Annotated in this window: 15 protein-coding genes; 9 read left to right on the top strand and 6 right to left on the bottom strand. The window is 72.9% G+C overall.

Annotated features, from left to right (window positions below; translation table 11 throughout):
• Positions 1–19: 19 nt before the first annotated feature.
• Together LTT61_RS32120 and LTT61_RS32115 are read right to left on the bottom strand one after the other, a co-directional pair.
• Complete coding sequence (locus LTT61_RS32120) at positions 20–331, bottom strand: ArsR/SmtB family transcription factor (protein WP_233021276.1); 312 nt, start codon at positions 329–331, stop codon at positions 20–22.
• A gap of 127 nt (positions 332–458) precedes the next feature.
• Entirely contained in the window at positions 459–818 is a 360-nt protein-coding gene (locus LTT61_RS32115) for a hypothetical protein (RefSeq protein ID WP_233017753.1), read from the bottom strand.
• Positions 819–1151: 333 nt separating this feature from the next.
• Between LTT61_RS32115 and LTT61_RS32110 the strand changes: the two genes are divergently transcribed.
• Complete coding sequence (locus tag LTT61_RS32110) at positions 1152–4637, top strand: indolepyruvate ferredoxin oxidoreductase family protein (protein WP_233017752.1); 3486 nt, start codon at positions 1152–1154, stop codon at positions 4635–4637.
• 7 nt (positions 4638–4644) lie between these two features.
• Here the strand turns inward: LTT61_RS32110 and LTT61_RS32105 are convergent, their stop codons facing one another.
• On the bottom strand, positions 4645–5973 hold the full coding sequence (locus LTT61_RS32105; protein WP_233017751.1) for a cytochrome P450: 1329 nt from the start codon (positions 5971–5973) through the stop codon (positions 4645–4647).
• Positions 5974–6049: 76 nt separating this feature from the next.
• Here LTT61_RS32105 and LTT61_RS32100 point away from each other — a divergent pair, with 76 nt between their 5' ends.
• The 3 genes from LTT61_RS32100 (at position 6050) to LTT61_RS32090 (ending at position 7413) form a co-directional block, all read left to right on the top strand.
• A complete protein-coding gene (locus LTT61_RS32100; RefSeq protein ID WP_233017750.1) occupies positions 6050–6601 on the top strand; it encodes a dihydrofolate reductase family protein in 552 nt (183 codons plus the stop codon).
• A 26-nt stretch (positions 6602–6627) separates the two neighbouring features.
• Complete coding sequence (speG, locus tag LTT61_RS32095; protein WP_233017749.1) at positions 6628–7134, top strand: spermidine N1-acetyltransferase; 507 nt, start codon at positions 6628–6630, stop codon at positions 7132–7134.
• A gap of 99 nt (positions 7135–7233) precedes the next feature.
• On the top strand, positions 7234–7413 hold the full coding sequence (locus tag LTT61_RS32090; protein WP_233017748.1) for a hypothetical protein: 180 nt from the start codon (positions 7234–7236) through the stop codon (positions 7411–7413).
• A 13-nt stretch (positions 7414–7426) separates the two neighbouring features.
• Here LTT61_RS32090 and LTT61_RS32085 read toward each other — a convergent pair whose 3' ends face one another.
• Positions 7427–7870, bottom strand: a complete 444-nt coding sequence (locus LTT61_RS32085; RefSeq protein ID WP_269821829.1) for an SRPBCC family protein — start codon at positions 7868–7870, stop codon at positions 7427–7429.
• A 117-nt stretch (positions 7871–7987) separates the two neighbouring features.
• Between LTT61_RS32085 and LTT61_RS32080 the strand changes: the two genes are divergently transcribed.
• The 4 genes from LTT61_RS32080 (at position 7988) to LTT61_RS32065 (ending at position 10757) form a co-directional block, all read left to right on the top strand.
• A complete protein-coding gene (locus LTT61_RS32080; RefSeq protein WP_233017746.1) occupies positions 7988–8431 on the top strand; it encodes a MarR family winged helix-turn-helix transcriptional regulator in 444 nt (147 codons plus the stop codon).
• 43 nt (positions 8432–8474) lie between these two features.
• On the top strand, positions 8475–9518 hold the full coding sequence (locus LTT61_RS32075; protein ID WP_233017745.1) for an LLM class flavin-dependent oxidoreductase: 1044 nt from the start codon (positions 8475–8477) through the stop codon (positions 9516–9518).
• 147 nt (positions 9519–9665) lie between these two features.
• Complete coding sequence (locus LTT61_RS32070; RefSeq protein WP_233017744.1) at positions 9666–10265, top strand: DedA family protein; 600 nt, start codon at positions 9666–9668, stop codon at positions 10263–10265.
• 75 nt (positions 10266–10340) lie between these two features.
• Positions 10341–10757 (top strand): hypothetical protein, encoded by a 417-nt coding sequence (locus LTT61_RS32065; RefSeq protein ID WP_233017743.1) that lies wholly within the window; start codon positions 10341–10343, stop codon positions 10755–10757.
• On the opposite strand, the gene LTT61_RS32060 is transcribed toward LTT61_RS32065, so the two are convergent.
• Both LTT61_RS32060 and LTT61_RS32055 read right to left on the bottom strand, forming a co-directional pair.
• The gene (locus LTT61_RS32060; RefSeq protein WP_233017742.1) at positions 10738–11385 is read right to left on the bottom strand and encodes an enoyl-CoA hydratase-related protein; all 648 of its coding nucleotides are present in this window, start codon (positions 11383–11385) and stop codon (positions 10738–10740) included. The two genes, LTT61_RS32065 and LTT61_RS32060, sit on opposite strands and share 20 nt — an antisense overlap.
• Positions 11386–11395: 10 nt before the next feature.
• Entirely contained in the window at positions 11396–12001 is a 606-nt protein-coding gene (locus LTT61_RS32055) for a TetR/AcrR family transcriptional regulator (RefSeq protein WP_233017741.1), read from the bottom strand.
• Positions 12002–12222: 221 nt separating this feature from the next.
• Between LTT61_RS32055 and LTT61_RS32050 the strand changes: the two genes are divergently transcribed.
• A complete protein-coding gene (locus tag LTT61_RS32050; protein WP_233017740.1) occupies positions 12223–12762 on the top strand; it encodes a hypothetical protein in 540 nt (179 codons plus the stop codon).
• Positions 12763–12853 lie beyond the last annotated feature (91 nt).

Genomic DNA, 12853 nt, shown 5'->3' with positions numbered 1-12853 from the left:
GCTCCGCGCCGGGCGCCGGTTACTTCTCCGCGCTCTCCGGCTCGTCGAGGAGCTGGGCCTGCCCGGTGACGACGGTGGTCAGGATTTCCCGCGCCACCCGCAGCAACTCGGCGACCTGCGGCGAGGTGAGGGCGTAGGTGACCGAGAGTCCCTCGCGGCGGGCGGTGACCAGGCCGGTGCGGCGCAGGATGGCGAGCTGCTGGGACAGGTTCGCCGGTTCGACGTCGACCTCGGGCAGCATCTCGGCGACCGTGTGCTCGCGTTCGCTCAGCAATTCCAGCACCCGGATCCGCGCCGGATGCCCGAGCGTCTTGAAGAAGTCGGCTTTCATCCGGTACAGCGGCCGGCGCACACCGCCCACGTCGACCCTCCAACCAGCGCACCGGTACACCGAAGATTTGCCCGCCAACCCTAGCAAATCGCCGATTCCCGGCCCCCCGGCCGCGCCGATCCGGCGATCAGACCTCGAGTTCCCTGGTGACGGCCTTGAGGCTGTGCCGAGCGAGCGCCAGGTTGCCGCGGCCGCGATCGAGCACGACGTAGACGAACAGCCCGTTGCCGGTGGGCCGCAGCAGGTGGAACTGGGTGCGCAGGGTGATCAGGATGTCGTCGATCTCCTCATCCAGCCCGAGATCGCCGATGGTGCGCATCTTGGCCCGCACGATCTCGGTGGTGCCCGCGGCGGCCAGCTCGATGTCGAAGTCCCTGGAGCCGCCCGCCGTGCCGAGCGGCATCCCGCTGCCGTAGTCGACGACGGCCGCGGCGATCGCGCCGTCCAGCATCATCAGATCCTTCAACGCGACTTCCATGTGGGCCACAGCGATTCCTTCCGTCGGTGAGCCCACCGTACGCCAAGGGATTCGCAATTGCAGAGTTACGCAAGCAGGCAATCCGGGCGGTGCGTCCGGCCGCGGGGCGAAGTTATCCACAGCCGGGCGGACCGCGGCCTCGCGGTACCCGCGGCACGGGGTAGCATCGGCCGCTGATCCCGTCGCCTCTCGCGACCGGACGATTGTGCTCCACCGAGCCGATGAGGGTGCAGGCCCCGTTTCGGGCCGTCGGTTCGTTGATCTCGATGCTTCGTTGACCGGATTCAACCGATATCGATACTGGGGGCGCCAGATGTCGAGTTCTGCCGAGGCGGTGCGGATATGACGCACGTCGACGATGTTCAGCCGGTGACCGATTCCGTGGATCTGGCGGATCGGTACCGGAGTGCGACAGGCCCGGTGCTGCTCACCGGCGTGCAGGCCATCGCGCGGCTGCTCGTGGAGCAGCACGAGCGCGATCGGCGCGCGGGGCGGCGGGTGGCGACCTTCGTCTCCGGCTACCAGGGCAGTCCGCTGGCCGGGCTGGATCGCCTGCTCGCCGGGCTGCCGGAGCTGGCCTCCGAGCACGATGTGCGACTCGTGCCCGGGGTGAACGAGGAGCTGGCGGCGACCTCGGTGTGGGGCAGCCAGCTGGAGTTGCCCAAGGGAAGCAGGACACACGACGGGGTGATCGGGGTCTGGTACGGCAAGGGCCCCGGGCTGGATCGCGCCGGTGACGCACTGCGGCATGCCGCCATGTACGGCGCGCACCCGGCCGGCGGCGCGCTGGCACTGGTCGGGGACGATCCGGCGGCGAAGTCGTCGTCGGTGCCCGCGGCCAGCGAACGCTCGCTGGCGGCGCTGTCGATGCCGGTGCTGTTCCCGCGCAATGCCGAGGAGGTCGTGGCCTTCGGGCTGTACGCGGTGGCGCTGTCCCGGGCGTCGGGGTGCTGGCCCGCGCTGAAACTGGTGGCCGACGTCGCCGACGGGCTGTGGACGCTGGACCGCGATTTCACCGATTTCCGCATCACCGTTCCCCGGCTGGAGTGGGAGGGCAGGCCCTGGACCTACCGCCAGCGGGTGCTCGCCGCCCCGCCGGACAGCGTCCTCGCCGAGGCGGATCTGTACGGGCCGCGGTGGGCGATGGTGCGAGAGTTCGCCGCCGTCAACGACATCGACCGCATCGAGGTCGACACCGGGGACGCCTGGCTCGGCATCGTTGCGGTCGGGACCGCCTACGACGCGGTGCGCCAGGCGCTGGAGGAGCTCGGGCTGGGTGCGGACGAGTTGCGGCGGGCGGGGATCCGGATCCTGCGGGTCGGCATGCCCTACCCGCTGGATGCGGGCAAGGTCCGCCGCGTGGCCGCCGGGGTGGAGGCGGTGCTGGTCGTGGAGGACAAGACCGCGTTCGCGGAATCCCAGGTACTGGAGGCGCTGTACGGCACCGCGCGGGCGCCGGGCGTCCTCGGCAAGCGCGCCGCCGACGGCCGCCCGCTGGTCCCGGCCGACGGCGAGCTGACCGCCGCCCGGCTGGTCGGCCCGCTGCGCACCGTGCTGCGCGAACGGGTTCCGCTGCGCACCCCGCTGCCCGCCGCGCTGCCGCTGAGCGTGCTCGACACCAAGCGCACCGCCTTCTTCTGCTCCGGCTGCCCGCACAACCGCTCCACCGTGGTCCCGGACGGTTCGCTGGCCGGGGGCGGGATCGGCTGCCACACCCTGGTCACCATGTCCGCGCGCACCGATTCCCAGGTCACCGGGCTCACCCAGATGGGCGGCGAGGGCGCGCAGTGGATCGGCCAGGCGCCGTACACCGACATCGGCCACATCTTCCAGAATGTCGGCGACGGAACGTATTTCCACTCCGGGCAGCTCGCGATCCAGGCGTGCATCGCGGCCGGGGTGAACATCACCTACAAGATCCTCTACAACGCCGCCGTCGCCATGACCGGCGCCCAGCCCGCCGAGGCCGGGCTCTCGGTGCCGCGGCTGACGCACAAGCTCGCCGCCGAGGGGGTGGTGCGAACCATCGTCTGCGCGGAGGAGCCGGAGCGGCACCGCGGCGCCGCGTTCGCGCCCGGTGTGCTGGTGTGGGATCGCGACCGTCTGGACGAGGCCCAGCGCCTGCTGCGCGAGGTTCCCGGTGTCACGGTGCTGATCTACGACCAGCCGTGCGCGGCCGACACCAGGCGCAAGCGCAAGCGCGGCGAGGCGCCGGTGCGGCGCACGAGGGTGCTGATCAACGAGGCGGTCTGCGAGGGCTGCGGCGACTGCGGGGTGAAGTCGAACTGCCTGTCGGTGCGGCCGGTGCAGACCGAGTTCGGCCGCAAGACCCGGATCGACCAGACCGGCTGCAACACCGACTACAGCTGCCTGGACGGTGACTGCCCGGCCTTCGTCACCGTCGAGCTGCCCGAGGTGCCCGCACCGCCCGCCCGCACCGCGCCCCCGGCCCCGCCCGAGGTCCCCGACCCGGAGCTGCCCGAGATCGACGGCACCTTCGACGTCTTCCTCGCCGGGGTCGGCGGCACCGGCATCGTCACCGCCAACCAGGTGCTCGGCACCGCCGCGCTGCGCGCCGGGCTGCACGTGGAGGGGCTCGACCAGACCGGGCTCAGCCAGAAGGCCGGGCCGGTCACCTCGCACCTGCGGCTGAGCAGGCGCGCGGTCGACGCCGCCAACCGCATCGCCCCCGCGGGCGCCGACTGCTTCCTCGCCTTCGACCTGCTCACCGCCGCCGACGACCGCAACCTGCGCTACGGCAGCGCCGAGCGCACCCTGGTCGTCGCCTCCACCAGCCGCACCCCGACCGGCGACATGGTGCACGACGCCTCGGTCGCCTACCCGGCGGAGGGCGTGCTGCTCGACCGGCTCGCCACCGCGGGCAGGGACGTGCTCGGCTTCGACGCGGTGGCCGCCGCCGAGGTGCTGTTCGGCGACTCCGCGACCGCCAACTCGCTGCTGGTCGGCGCCGCCTACCAGGCGGGGGCGCTGCCCATCCACGCCGCCGCGATCGAGGAGGCCATCGCGCTCAACGGGGTCGCGGTGCGCGCCAACCGGAGCGCCTTCGCCTGGGGCCGGGTCGCCGTCGCCGACCCGGCGGCCTTCGCCGCGGCCACCCGCGCGGGCGAGCGCTCGCACCGCAGCGACGATGCCCCGCTACCCGCGCGGCTGCTCGCCCCGCTCGGCGTGACCGGCGCGGTCCGCGGCACCGTCGAGCGCCGCGCCGCCCAGCTCGTCGCCTACCAGGGCGAGGCGCTGGCCGCCCGCTATCTCGCGCTGGTGCAGCAGGTCTGGGCCGCCGAGCAGGCGATCGGCGCGGGCAGCGAGCTCACCGCGGCGGTGGCGCACGGGCTGCACAAGCTGCTGGCCTACAAGGACGAGTACGAGGTCGCCCGGATGCTGGTCGACCCCGCCTTCCTGCACGCGGTCCGCGACGAGCTGCCCGGCGCGGGCAACCTCACCTACAAGCTGCACCCCCCGACCCTGCGCGCACTCGGCAGGGACAAGAAGATCGGGCTGCGCTCCCCCGCGGCGCTGCGCCTGCTCGCCCGCGGCCGCGGGCTGCGCGGAACGCCCTTCGACCCCTTCGGGTTCACGCGGATGCGACGGCTCGAGCGGCGCCTCGCGGCGCACTACGAGCAGACGATCCGCACCCTGACCGCCACCCTGACCCCGGACGGCCACGCGCACGCCGTCGCGGTCGCCGCCGCGGCCGACCTGGTGCGCGGCTACGAGGAGGTGAAGCTGCGCACCGTCGAGACCTACCTGGCCCGGCTGCGCGCGCTCGGCATCGACACCGCGGGGATCAGGGCCGGTGGCCCCACCTGATCGGCGGTCAGCCGCGCAGGCCCAGCCGGATCCGGAAGTGATCGATCCCGGCCGGCACCGGCGCGGCGGGCACCGCACCGGCGGCGATGCCGAAGCGCTGCTCCCGCAGTAGCGCCGCGAGCAGCGTGGACGTGGTCAGCAGCACCACATTGCGGCCGGGGCAGACCCCCGGCCCCGCGCTGAACGGCACCAGCGCGGGGTGCTCGTCGGCGCGGCCGTCGAGCCAGAGCCGCGGGGTGAAGTGATCGGCGGCGTCGCCGAGGGTGTCCGGGTCGCGGTGGAAGAGCGGCGCGAACACCAGAAATGTCGTCCCCGCGCGGAATTCGCGGCCGTGCCAGGTGCTCGGCGCGGTGGATTGGCGCAGGATCATCGGCGTGGTCGGCCACAGCCGCACGGTGTCGAGCACGCAGGCGCGCAGCCGCTCGAACCGGCTCGGCCCGGCGTCGGGCAGCTCCTGCCTGGCCCACTCGTCCTGTTCGGGGTTCGCCGCCAGCAGCGCCAGGGTGCGGAAGGTGGTGATTCCCGCGGCGTCGAAGGCGAACAGCCAGTGCGCCACCTGATCCGCCGGTTCGATGTCCGAATCCGGGGTGGCCGCGGCGATCGCCGCCGCGAGCGTGCCCGGCTCCGCGGCCTCCAGGTAGCGCTGGATGCCCGCGGCGAGCCTGCGGTGTCCGGTCTCGTCGCGGGGTGCGGCGAAGGCCCAGTTCGCGCGGGCGCGCAGCCGGGCCAGCTCGTCGGTGAGGGCGGTGTCGTCGCGGGCGGCGGTGCCGAGCACCACGGTGCGGACCAGCCGCCACCACTGCTCGGCGAAGGTGTCCCAGTCCAGCTCGCCGGTCTCCCCCGCCCGGCGCAGCAGGTGCCGCGCGGTCTCCTCGACCCGGGCGGTCAGCTGCGGGGCGATGCCGTGCAGCGGGTTCGGGGTCTGCAGCGCGGCCTCGTTGAAGGCGCGGCGGCGGGCGCGCACCCGGCCCCGGCTCACCAGCACGCCGTGCGGCTGGAAGTGGTTCAGCGCGGCGCGTTTCACCCCGGCGGCCGGTTCGAAGGGGCCCGGCTCGCTCGCCAGCAGCCGCGCGACGTCGGGCGGGTCGAGCAGCACGGCCATCGACATGCCGGGGAGCGCGAGCCGCACCGGCGCAGGCCCGCGCCGCGCGCGGAGCCCGCGCAGCAGCGCGACCGCGCGCGCGTCGAGCCGGAGCCGTTCGGCGAACGCCACCATCCGCGGGCGGCGCAGGATCGCGCCCTGCGCCACGGTCGGCGCGAGTACCTCGGCGAGCACCCGCGCCGCGTCGGCGGCGCCTTCGATGGTGGGCGGACGGAGTTCACGGAGCTGCGTCATGCCCGCGAGCTACCCGGGGCGCCGCACCGATAACGCGGCACCGATGAGTTTCCGGCGCACAGGAGGTCTACCCGGCATGAGAAGACTGATCTACGGCTTCGGCGTGTCCCTGGACGGCTACATCAACGACCGGGACGGCAGTATCGACTGGTCCGACCCGGACGACGAGCTGCACCAGCACCACAACGACCGGTTCCGGGAGCTCGAGATCGTGCTCAACGGCCGCAGGCTCTTCGAGCTCATGGCCGAGTACTGGCCGCACGTGGCCGCGGACGCGCCGCCGATCGAGCGCGAGTTCGGGCAGCTCTGGACCGCGGTGCCCAAGGTCGTCTTCTCCCGCACGCTCACCGAGGTCCCCTGGAACAGCACCCTGGTCAAGGAGAACGCGGTCGAGGAGGTGCGCCGGATCAAGGCCGAGGGCGACGGCCTCGCCGAGATCGGCGGCGCCGAACTCGCCGCCGCGGTCATTCCGCACGGGCTGATCGACGAGTACCACGTCTACCTCTCGCCGGTGGTGCTCGGCGGTGGCACCCCGATGTTCCCGGCGCTGGCCGACCGGATCCGGCTCCGGCCGCTGGAGTCCAGGCAGTTCGCCTCCGTCCAGTTGCTGCGCTTCCAGGCCGAGTAGCAACTGTTCAGCAATAGACTCGGCATGTGAACACCCGGCTCCGCGCCCTCGAGCGCGAGGATCTCCCCTTCGTCCACCAGCTCTTCAACGACGCGCAGATCATGTCCTACTGGTTCGACGAGCCGTTCGAGGCGCTCGTCGAGCTGCGCGACATCTACGACCGGCACATCCACGACGAGCGGGAACGCCGCTTCGTCCTGGATGTGGACGGCGCGCAGGCCGGGCTGGTCGAGCTGCGGGAGATCGCGCCGGTGCACCGCAACGCGGAGTTCCAGATCATCGTCGCGCCCGGGCACCAGGGGCGCGGGCTGGCGACCGTCGCGACCCGCAAGGCGCTGGACTACGCCTTCGCCGTGCTGAACCTGCACAAGGTGTACCTGATCGTGGACGTGGTGAACGAGAAGGCCGTCCACGTGTACCGCAAGCTCGGCTTCCAGGACGAGGGCATCCTGCGCGACGAGTACTTCGCCGGTGGGCGCTACCGGAACGCGCTGCGCATGGGCGTCCTGCAGCACGAACACCTGGGCGGGTGAGTCGCCGAGCCCACGCGCTCAGAAGCCATCGAGTGAAACGTTTCATATTTACCGTTTCGACGCTTGCCCGAAGTTAACTTGGACGCGAAAATAGTGGGCATGTCTACCACCCGGGCAGTCCCGTTGACCGAACAGCCGGACCCGAGGGTCACCGCCGGCGTGGCGCGCTGGGAGGCAGCCCACCGCGCCGCGCTCGCCGCCGGCGATCCGCACCGCGCGGAGGCCACGCGCGCGGTGCTCGACGGGTATCTGTCCGAGGCGCGCCGCCGCAGTTTGTGAGACGGCGACAACCTCAGGGGCGAAGAGCGCGATCCGCCGCGGCCAGCACGCGACCGAAGACGAACGCGATCACCGGCTTCGCCACCACCCGGGTGAGCACCCCCGCGCCGAACGGCACCCGAATCTCGGCGGTGGTGGTCCACACCACCGCCGTACCGCCGGGCACCGCGGTGCACGTGAGCCGCCCGCCCTCGTGCCGCGCGGGCGGAAAACTCCGCTCGACCAGGTACTCGAACTCGTGCGGCGGCCGGTAGGCGGTGACCCGTTCGCGGAACCAGCCGATCACCCAGACCAGCACCCGCACGGCCCCCTCCCCGTACGGCGCCTGCGCGCCCGGCCGCACGAGCCGCGCCCGCAGGACGACCGGCGACCGCGGATAGTTGCCCGCGTCGGCGAGCCAGTCGAAGACCCGCTCGACGGGCGCATTGATCACCCGCTCGACCGTAATGACTTCCATTCGAGAACCCCCTACTCGTCTACTACAACCAATAGTAGACGCTGGCAGCGCTCCCGGACAGCCCCACACCGGGGCCGATGGCACCATTTGCTCCAGCACGCTAGTATCTAGTGCACTATGGAATCACGCGCTGGAGAACGAACCGGCGAACTGGGCAGGCAGCTGTCGTTCGCGCTCTACGGGGCGGCGAACCGGATGATCCGTCACCACAAACCCATCCTCGAACCGCTGGGGCTGACCTTCCCGCAGTACCTGGTCGTCCTCGCGCTCATCGACGGTGCGCCGCGGACCGTCGGCGCGCTCGGCGCCTGCCTGGAGATGGACACCGGCACCATCACCCCGCTGGTCAAGCGGCTCGAAACCGCCGGGCTCGTGACCCGTCGGCGGGATCCGGGGGACGAGCGCCGCGTCCTCGTCGACCTCACCGAGCGCGGGCTCGCGCTCGAGGCCGAGGTCCGCGCCGTCACCGGCAAGATCGACCAGGTCTGCCCGCACACCGCCGACGAGCTCGCGCACCTCCGGCGCACCATCGACGCGCTCGGCCGCCCCACCGGCGGCTGACCACCCACCCGTGACGCCCGCCGTCCGAAGGATTGGTACGAACATGGCACTCACCCTCTCCCTGCTCGACCTCGTCCCGCTGCGCACCGGCCAGACCACCGCGCAGGCCGTCGCGGCGTCCATGCAGCTCGTGCGGCGCGCCGACGAGCTCGGCGTGCACCGCTACTGGTTCGCCGAGCACCACAACATGCCCGCCATCGCCGCCAGCTCGCCGCCGGTGCTCATCGCCGCCGCCGCGAGCCGCACCGAGCGGGTCCGGCTCGGCTCCGGCGGGGTCATGCTGCCCAACCACGCGCCGCTGATCGTGGCCGAGCAGTTCTCCACGCTGGCGGCGCTCGCGCCCGGCCGCATCGACCTCGGCATCGGCCGCGCGCCCGGCAGCGACCAGGTGATCACCCAGCTGCTCCGCCAGTCCGGCGCGACCAGCGACGTCGACCGCTTCCCGGACAACATCAAGGACATCATCGCGCTCTCGCACCCCGACGGCGCGACCCTGCGCTTCGCCACCGGCGGCGAGTACACCGTGAAGGCCACCCCGGTCGCGACCAGCACGCCCGAGGTGTGGCTGCTCGGCTCCAGCGACTACTCCGCGCGGCTGGCCGCGCAGCTCGGCCTGCCCTACGTCTTCGCGAACCACTTCGCCGGCGACCACCTCGACCACGCCATGTCGCTCTACCGCACGCAGTACCGGCCCTCGGCCGAGCATCCGGAGCCGAAGAGCTTCCTCACCGCGAACGCCGTCGTCGCCCCGACCCACGAGGAGGCCTTCGAGCGCGCCCTGCCGCACCTGCGCATGATGGCCCGCATGCGCTCGAACAAGCCGCTGCGCGCGGCCGAGACCGTCGACGAGGTGCGCGCGAACCCCTCCGACAAGGCCGAGCGGCGGATCATCGACCACCAGGCGCGGAACTGGTTCATCGGCGAGCCCGGCGACGTGGCCAAGCGGCTGCGCGCCTTCGCCGCCGAGCACGGCGTCGACGAGATCATGATCTCCGCCGCCGCCGGGCAGTTCGAGTCCGAGCCGCTCGACGAGAGCACCGGCCGCATCCAGACCGTCGAGCTGCTCACCGCCGCGCTGCGACACTGACCCCGACGGCGCCGACCCCGGCGGAGGTGTCCAGGCGCGCCGACGGGGAATGTCCGAAACGGGCGGTTTCCCCGCCGCCCGCGACGGAAGGAGCCCCCCATCGAAACCGCACCGCCCGACGGCCTGGCAGGCTGGGCCGTCAACCTGATGGAACGGCTCGGCGGCCCCGGAGCGGGGCTCGCCATCTTCCTGGAGAACCTCTTCCCGCCGCTGCCGAGCGAGGTCATCCTGCCGCTGGCCGGTTTCGCCGCGCGGCTCGGCGACTTCTCGCTGGTGTCGGCGATCGTGTGGACCACGATCGGCTCGCTGCTCGGCGCCTGGCTGCTCTACGGCCTCGGCGCCGGGCTCGGGCACGAGCGGCTGCGCCGCATCGCGGGCCGTATCCCGCTGCTCGACGCCGATGACGTCGACCGCTCGGCCGCCTGGTTCGGCAGGCACGGCGGCAAGGCCGTTTTCTTCGGCCGGATGATCCCGATGTTCCGCAGCTTCATCTCCATCCCGGCCGGGGTCGAGCGGATGAACTTCCTGTACTTCAGCGTGCTCACCGCCGCGGGCAGCCTGATCTGGAACACGGTCTTCGTACTGGCCGGGTACGCGCTCGGCGCGAACTGGCATCGGGTCGAGCCGTACACCGCCGTCTTCCAGTACGGGGTGATCGCCGCCGTCGTGCTCGCCTGCGGCTGGTTCGTCGTCCGCCGCCTGCGCCGCCGCCGCGATCAGCGCGACGCGCGGACCATCGTGCGCTGACGCACCCGCGCACCCCGGTAACGCAGGCCGGGGACGAGCGGCGCCGGTCCCGCGCGCCTCGGGCACGAGGTTGATGTGCAGGTGCGCCGGGTAGCGCGGGTCGTCCAGTTCACCCGCGGCCGGACCGGGCCGCAGGGCATCGATGGCGGCGCGCGCGAAGAACGTCAGTGGTGTGCGCCGGAAGAACAGCCGGTGGTCGGTGATCGCCCGGCGCATCCGCTGCTCCTCGCTCGGGAACGTGGCGGTGTCGACGCAGCCGGCCAGGTACCCGACCAGTTCCCCGCCGGACACGGCGACGAACAGCGACTCCGGCTCCAGCTCGAAGTACGGGGTGAGATACACCGCGGCCTCGGATTCGGCGTGGCCCCAGATCGATTCGGTCGGCGAGCCCGCCCCGGCGCGGCTGCCGAGCGCGAGCAGTTCGGCCCGGTCGCCGGGCAGGACGGCGCGGATCTCCATGCGCCCACCGTACTCAGCGCAGGGCCGCGGTGACGCTGCCGAACATGGTGGCCTTGATCCTGGCGACGGTCGCGGGGTTCTTGCCGGTGAGCGGCGCGAGCCGGGCCAGCGCCGCGGTGAGCAGCTCGGGTTCGGCGGCGGTGCCGTCGACGAGCCCGGCCGCGAGGGCGTCGTCCGCGCCGAAGCGGCGGCCGGTCGTCATGGCGGTGAGCGCTGCCCGCGGGGTGAGCTTGGCCTGGATGAGCGCGGCCATGCCGGGGGTGAAGGTGATGTCGATGTCGACCTCGGGGAAGCAGTAGTAGCCGCGGTCGGCGCGCATGAGCCGGTAGTCGTGCGCGATGCCGAGCATGGCGCCCGCGCCGAAGCTGTGGCCGTTGACCGCGGCGACGGTCGGCATCGGGAAGGTCAGGACGCGGGCGAAGAGCTCCTGGACGCGGGCGACGTACTCCTCGGCGTGGTCGCCGTTGGCCAGCAGCCACTCCAGGTCGAGGCCGTTGGAGTAGAACTTGCCGGTGCCGATGGTGATCAGGCCGCGGGCGTCGCGCTCGACGGCGTCGAGGTGGGTGCCGACGGCGTCCAGCCAGTCCGGGGAGAAGCGGTTCTCGTCGGTGCCGAGGGTGAGGACGGCGATGTCGCCCTCGTAGCGCAGGGTCGCGGGCATGGGGGTTCCTTCAGGTCGGTGGGGGCGGAGGCAGGGCGAGGACCGCGCGGACGGCGGCGGCGAGGCGTGCGCGGACCGGCGGGTCCGGGGTGCGGTTGCCGCGCAGGAGCAGGGCGGTGGGCAGTTCGACCACGCAGTCGCGGACGACCGCGACGGCTTCGCGGTCGCGGCGGGCGAAGACGTCGCCGGACAGGGTGCCGAACAGCTCGGTCAGGACCCGGTCGAGGTGGCGGAGCTCCGCGGCGAGGTCGGCGGGGATGTCGCCGGAGCCGAGCAGCTCCTCCCGTGCGACGGCGAGCAGGAACCGCGCCGAAACCGGTTGCTGCACCAGGAATTCCGCGGGCGCGTCGGCAGCGGCGACGACCGCCTCCACCGCGTCGCCCGACGCCCCGCGCACGGCCTCCCGCTGCAGCGCGAGGAAGCGCTGCGCCGCGCGCAGCCACACCCGGCCGAGCAGCGCGGTCCGGGAGCCGAAGGCGTGGTAGATCGCACCGTTCGAGACCCCGGCGGTCTGCGACAGGGCGCGCACGGTGACCGCGGCGGGGCCAGATTCCACGGCCATGCGCTCGGCGACGTCCATCAGCTCGTCGAGGTCGTGCAGGCGGGGGCGGGGCATGCCTACACGATAACAGAGCACTCGCTCTATTATCCAGCGCGCCCGTTCCCCGGCGGGCAGCGGCAGTGGGTGATCGAGCGGCCGGCCGACGAGATCATCGCCCCCGCGGCCGATTACGCCACGGGGCGTAGCCGTCGCGCGGCCCCCTGCGCAACCCCGCCGGATCGCACCCGCCTACGCTGTCCGGCACGAAGACCGTCCGGCAGGGGGTGGATGCGGCGATGACGCTCGGCGCGGGAGCGCTGCCCGCCGTACGGCTCTGCCGCGCGGCGGTTTTCGCGCTGCTCTGCGTCGCGCTCGCCGCAGCCGGGCACGCCTGCGCCGCCGGTGCCGCTGTCTCCGGGGCCACGCTGGTCTCGGCGCTGCTCGCGGTGGCGGCGGTGGCCTGGGTGGTGGCCGATCGGGAGCGCGGGCCGGTCGCCATCGGCGGGGGGCTGCTCGGCGGGCAGGCGGTGCTGCACCTGTGGTTCGGGGTCGAGCACGGTGCGCACGGCGGTGGGGCGGGCATGCTCGCCGCGCACGCGCTGGCCGCGGCGGTCTGCGGGCTGTGGCTGTGGCGCGGGGAGCGCGCGCTGTTCGCGCTCGTGCGCACGCTGTTCACCCGGGTCGTTCTTCCCGTGCTGACCGCGGTCACCGCGACGCCAGGTCCCGTGCCGGTGGAGTATCCGGCGCCGCCGCGCGGGGTGCGGCTGCGGCACGCGATGTCGCGGCGCGGGCCGCCGGTGCGCGACGAGTCGTTCCCAAAGCTCGCCGTCCGCTGAGGTAGTTCCGCCCGGGCCGGTGAGCGCAGCGCACCGCGCCGGTTTCGGCAGCGGTGTGCGTTGCCCAGCCGAGGCGCGGGTGCTCGCGCCC

Origin of the sequence: Nocardia asteroides (genome assembly GCF_021183625.1) — a bacterium.
GTDB lineage: Bacteria > Actinomycetota > Actinomycetes > Mycobacteriales > Mycobacteriaceae > Nocardia > Nocardia asteroides_A.
The sequence above is the reverse complement of the archived record's forward strand: the minus strand, read 5'-3'. Positions and strand labels throughout refer to the sequence as shown.

Coding starts and splice junctions, on each gene's coding strand:
- LTT61_RS32055 (WP_233017741.1), bottom strand. CDS start 12,001: ATGCCCCGCCCCCGCCTGCACGACCTCGACGAGCTGATGGACGTCGCC.
- LTT61_RS32120 (WP_233021276.1), bottom strand. CDS start 331: ATGAAAGCCGACTTCTTCAAGACGCTCGGGCATCCGGCGCGGATCCGG.
- LTT61_RS32110 (WP_233017752.1), top strand. CDS start 1,152: ATGACGCACGTCGACGATGTTCAGCCGGTGACCGATTCCGTGGATCTG.
- LTT61_RS32105 (WP_233017751.1), bottom strand. CDS start 5,973: ATGACGCAGCTCCGTGAACTCCGTCCGCCCACCATCGAAGGCGCCGCC.
- LTT61_RS32060 (WP_233017742.1), bottom strand. CDS start 11,385: ATGCCCGCGACCCTGCGCTACGAGGGCGACATCGCCGTCCTCACCCTC.
- LTT61_RS32070 (WP_233017744.1), top strand. CDS start 9,666: ATGGAACGGCTCGGCGGCCCCGGAGCGGGGCTCGCCATCTTCCTGGAG.
- LTT61_RS32050 (WP_233017740.1), top strand. CDS start 12,223: ATGACGCTCGGCGCGGGAGCGCTGCCCGCCGTACGGCTCTGCCGCGCG.
- LTT61_RS32090 (WP_233017748.1), top strand. CDS start 7,234: ATGTCTACCACCCGGGCAGTCCCGTTGACCGAACAGCCGGACCCGAGG.
- LTT61_RS32080 (WP_233017746.1), top strand. CDS start 7,988: ATGGAATCACGCGCTGGAGAACGAACCGGCGAACTGGGCAGGCAGCTG.
- LTT61_RS32100 (WP_233017750.1), top strand. CDS start 6,050: ATGAGAAGACTGATCTACGGCTTCGGCGTGTCCCTGGACGGCTACATC.
- LTT61_RS32075 (WP_233017745.1), top strand. CDS start 8,475: ATGGCACTCACCCTCTCCCTGCTCGACCTCGTCCCGCTGCGCACCGGC.
- LTT61_RS32085 (WP_269821829.1), bottom strand. CDS start 7,870: ATGGAAGTCATTACGGTCGAGCGGGTGATCAATGCGCCCGTCGAGCGG.